The sequence below is a fragment of the Bacteroides acidifaciens genome (genome assembly GCF_024623065.1).
Taxonomy (GTDB): domain Bacteria; phylum Bacteroidota; class Bacteroidia; order Bacteroidales; family Bacteroidaceae; genus Bacteroides; species Bacteroides acidifaciens.
In genome coordinates this window covers 1-3,864 of record NZ_JANJZR010000143.1, presented here as the reverse complement: position 1 = coordinate 3,864, position 3,864 = coordinate 1, and the positions used below count along the sequence as shown (strand labels likewise).

The window sequence follows — 3,864 nt, the reverse complement described above, 5'->3', positions numbered from 1 at the left end:
TAACAAAGTCACAGAGTGTATCCATAATAATATAGACCGGCCGACCTCCTTACAGACAATGGCCGGTATCGCATGCTTTTCACCCTTCCACTTCCATCGTGAAAGGCTCAGACACCCAACAACTGTTTCAACTCAGCCACTCCTTCAGAAGCTCCTTTCTGAATCACATGAATCGGACGGGAAGTATGTGTATCTACCGGTTTCGGGTCAATCAGGTACACCTCTGCTCCTCTCGGTACATAATGAAGCAATCCCGCAGCAGGATACACGTTGAGCGAAGTGCCGATAATTACGAAAATATCCGCTTTCTCCACATATTGAATGGCTGTCTCTATTTCGGGCACTGCCTCACCAAACCATACAATAAAAGGCCGCAGTTGCGTCCCGTCTCCTGCCTTGTCTCCAAGTTTCACTTCGTACTCTTCAGGCTTCAATTCCTTTATATAATGGGGATTATAAGGGTCACGGCTGGAACATACTTTTGTCAATTCTCCATGCAGGTGAATAATATGACCGCTCCCGGCTCTTTCGTGCAAGTTATCAATATTCTGTGTTACCACCGTCACTTTGAAGTCCTTTTCCAATTCCGCCAACAATTCATGCCCGCGATTCGGCACGACATCCAATAACTGTTTCCGGCGTTCATTATAAAAGTTTATCACCAATGCAGGGTCCCGCTGATATCCTTCCGGAGTAGCGACCTGCTCCACCGGATACCGATCCCACAGACCACCTGCATCCCTGAACGTACTGATTCCACTCTCGGCACTCATGCCTGCGCCCGTCAAAATTACCAGATTCTTCATATTTGTTCCTCCTTCTGTTCGTTTTAAGATATACAAATGTAATCAGAATCATCGGAACAAAAGAATAAATTCTCCAAAGAAAAGGAGCTAACTTTCACGGATATAAGAATTTTTAAATACCAAATGCTAAATCATTCAAATAAAACACGTACTTTTGCGATTCATAAATTTGCAATTGATTGAAAGCTAAAACTATGAAGGTGACGCATTTCAATCGCCAACAAAAAACATTATATGGATAAATTCAGTTACGCTATTGGCCTGGGAATCGGTCAAAACTTATCAAGCATGGGGATTGAAAATCTCTCAGTAGAAGACTTTGCACAGGCTATCAAAGATGTATTGGAAGGCAACCAGACGGCTATCAGCCATCAGGAAGCCCGCGAAATAGTAAACAAGTATTTCGAAGAATTGGAAGCCAAGATGGGCGCTGTCGCTATCGAACAGGGAAAAGCTTTCCTCGAAGAAAACAAGAAAAGAGCAGGCATAATAACTTTGCCCAGCGGATTACAATACGAAGTTATCAACGAAGGTACAGGTAAAAAACCTCAGGCTACCGACCAAGTAAGATGCCATTACGAAGGTACGCTGATTGATGGCACACTATTCGACAGTTCTATCCAACGTGGTGAACCTGCCGTATTCGGTGTTAACCAGGTAATCCCGGGATGGGTGGAAGCACTGCAACTGATGTCGGAAGGTGCAAAATGGAAATTGTACATTCCGTCAGAACTGGGTTATGGTGCAAGAGGTGCCGGAGAAATGATTCCTCCTCACAGCACACTTGTGTTTGAAGTAGAATTACTCGAAATATTATAAATAAAAAATTTCAAAGCAAAATGAAAAAAGTTAGTATTTTTATGGCAATCGCCGCTGCTGCAAGCCTTGCTTCTTGTACAGCTCAAGCTCCTAAAGCAAATCTGAAATCAGACCTCGATTCACTGTCTTATTCTATCGGTATGGCTCAGACTCAAGGTCTGAAAGGCTATCTGACTGGTCGTCTGGATGTAGATACTGCATACATGGCAGATTTCATCAAAGGTTTGAACGAAGGTGCAAACAAGACTAGCAAAAAAGACATCGCTTATATGGCAGGTCTGCAAATCGGTCAGCAAATCAGCAACCAGATGATGAAAGGTATCAACCAGGAATTGTTCGCAGGTGACTCTACCAAGACTATCAGCAAAGACAACTTCATGGCCGGTTTCATCGCAGGTACTTTGGAAAAAGGCGGCATGATGACTATGGAAGAAGCTCAGACTTATACCCGTACAGCTATGGAAACTATCAAAGCAAAAGCTCTGGAAGAAAAATATGCTGACTATAAAGCTGAGAACGAAAAGTTCCTTGCTGAAAACAAAACTAAAGAAGGTGTAAAAACAACTCCGAGTGGTCTGCAATACAAAATAATCACTGAAGGTAAGGGTGAAATTCCTGCTGACACTTGCAAAGTGAAAGTAAACTATAAAGGTACTTTGATTGACGGAACCGAATTTGACAGCTCTTACAAACGTAACGAACCGACTACTTTCCGTGCCAACCAAGTAATCAAAGGTTGGACAGAAGCTCTGACTATGATGCCCGTAGGTTCTAAATGGGAACTTTACATCCCTCAAGACCTTGCTTATGGCGCAAGAGAATCAGGCGGCCAAATCAAACCGTTCTCTACCTTGATTTTCGAAGTTGAATTGGTAAGCATCGAAAAAGATAAGAAATAAGAAAGTTTCTTTCTAAATAGAAAAAGGAAAGAGGTGCAAATGCTTTGCACCTCTTCTTTTTGCTTTTTCCTATTTTTTTTCTCAGAAAAGAAGAATAATTAAAATAAATTTCTACATTTGCTTACTATTTGATAACAACAGGAAATTATAATTTATTATTATGGAAAGAATAGACAACCTCGACAGGCAGATCCTAGAGATTATCTCCCAGAATGCCCGCATCCCTTTTAAAGACGTAGCAGCCGAATGTGGAGTATCACGTGCAGCTATTCACCAGCGTGTGCAAAGACTGATTGACCTAGGTGTCATTGTAGGCTCAGGTTACCATGTTAATCCGAAATCTTTGGGTTACAGAACGTGTACATATGTCGGTATCAAGCTGGAAAAAGGCTCTATGTACAAATCTGTTGTAGCAGAACTTCAGAAGATTCCCGAAATCGTAGAATGTCATTTTACTACAGGTCCGTACACCATGCTGACCAAGCTATACGCATGTGACAACGAGCACCTGATGGATTTGCTGAACAACAAAATGCAAGAGATACCGGGTGTAGTAGCTACCGAGACATTGATTTCCTTGGAGCAGAGCATCAAGAAAGAAATTCCTATCCGCGTAGAAAAGTAAAATACGATGGAATTTCTAAATGAATATCATCTTGCAGGGTTATTCATCGGAATTTGCACCTTTTTGATTATCGGCCTTTTTCACCCAGTCGTGGTAAAGGCCGAATATTATTGGGGCACAAAATGCTGGTGGATATTTTTAGTACTTGGAATAGCCGGTGTAATAGCTTCATTAAGTATTGATAATGTGATACTGTCTTCTTTGTTGGGCGTCTTTGCTTTCTCTTCCTTTTGGACAATTAAAGAAGTTTTCGAACAAGAAGAACGAGTACAAAAAGGCTGGTTTCCCAAGAATCCGAAGCGGAAATATAAGTTCAGAAAATAAAGAATGGCAGTTTTTTATTGAAAGAATTTGCATAATTCGACAGAAAACACTACTTTTGTCACCGCATTCAGTAAATGGATACATCGGACTTGTAGCTCAGTTGGTTAGAGCAACAGACTCATAATCTGGAGGTCCCTGGTTCAAGCCCAGGCTGGTCCACGTTAGAAATCAGCGATTTACGTTTGTTCGTAAATCGCTGATTTTCGTTTTGCGAAAACAATGCGAAAACAAAAGGTTTGAGTTTCACTGCTTTGCAGATTGAATATCAACAAATCTCTATGATAACCAATTTAGGTCATTTGACAGACAAAACACGGGTCACCCGTAAATTCTAGTGGGGTTATGCATAAATTTTAGTTAGTCTATACAAGAAAAACGGTATATCTATAAC

Annotated in this window: 5 protein-coding genes, 1 tRNA gene and 1 pseudogene; 6 read left to right on the top strand and 1 reads right to left on the bottom strand. The window is 41.2% G+C overall.

The features are described 5' to 3' along the window. Positions 1–100, top strand: a pseudogene (locus NSB03_RS20945) (helix-turn-helix domain-containing protein); the annotation flags it as partial. Positions 101–107: 7 nt separating this feature from the next. Here the strand turns inward: NSB03_RS20945 and NSB03_RS20125 are convergent. Continuing rightward, positions 108–806, bottom strand: coding sequence for an SIR2 family NAD-dependent protein deacylase (locus NSB03_RS20125; protein ID WP_024988840.1), 699 nt, complete (start codon positions 804–806; stop codon positions 108–110). Positions 807–1,040: 234 nt separating this feature from the next. On the opposite strand from NSB03_RS20125, the gene bamJ (NSB03_RS20120) reads away from it, so the two are divergent. From bamJ (NSB03_RS20120) to NSB03_RS20100, 5 genes are all read left to right on the top strand, one after another. Then, complete coding sequence (gene bamJ, locus NSB03_RS20120; protein ID WP_024988839.1) at positions 1,041–1,625, top strand: BamJ family beta-barrel-assembly machinery protein; 585 nt, start codon at positions 1,041–1,043, stop codon at positions 1,623–1,625. 20 nt (positions 1,626–1,645) lie between these two features. Further along, positions 1,646–2,524 (top strand): BamJ family beta-barrel-assembly machinery protein, encoded by an 879-nt coding sequence (gene bamJ, locus NSB03_RS20115; RefSeq protein WP_024988838.1) that lies wholly within the window; start codon positions 1,646–1,648, stop codon positions 2,522–2,524. A 160-nt stretch (positions 2,525–2,684) separates the two neighbouring features. After that, the gene (locus NSB03_RS20110; protein WP_004302580.1) at positions 2,685–3,149 is read left to right on the top strand and encodes an Lrp/AsnC family transcriptional regulator; all 465 of its coding nucleotides are present in this window, start codon (positions 2,685–2,687) and stop codon (positions 3,147–3,149) included. A 6-nt stretch (positions 3,150–3,155) separates the two neighbouring features. Then, positions 3,156–3,473 carry a DUF4491 family protein gene (locus tag NSB03_RS20105; RefSeq protein WP_024988837.1) on the top strand — a complete coding sequence of 106 codons (318 nt, stop codon included), beginning with the start codon at positions 3,156–3,158 and terminating at the stop codon, positions 3,471–3,473. Positions 3,474–3,558: 85 nt separating this feature from the next. After that, positions 3,559–3,632: transfer RNA gene (locus NSB03_RS20100), tRNA-Ile, on the top strand. The last annotated feature ends 232 nt before the right edge of the window (positions 3,633–3,864 follow it).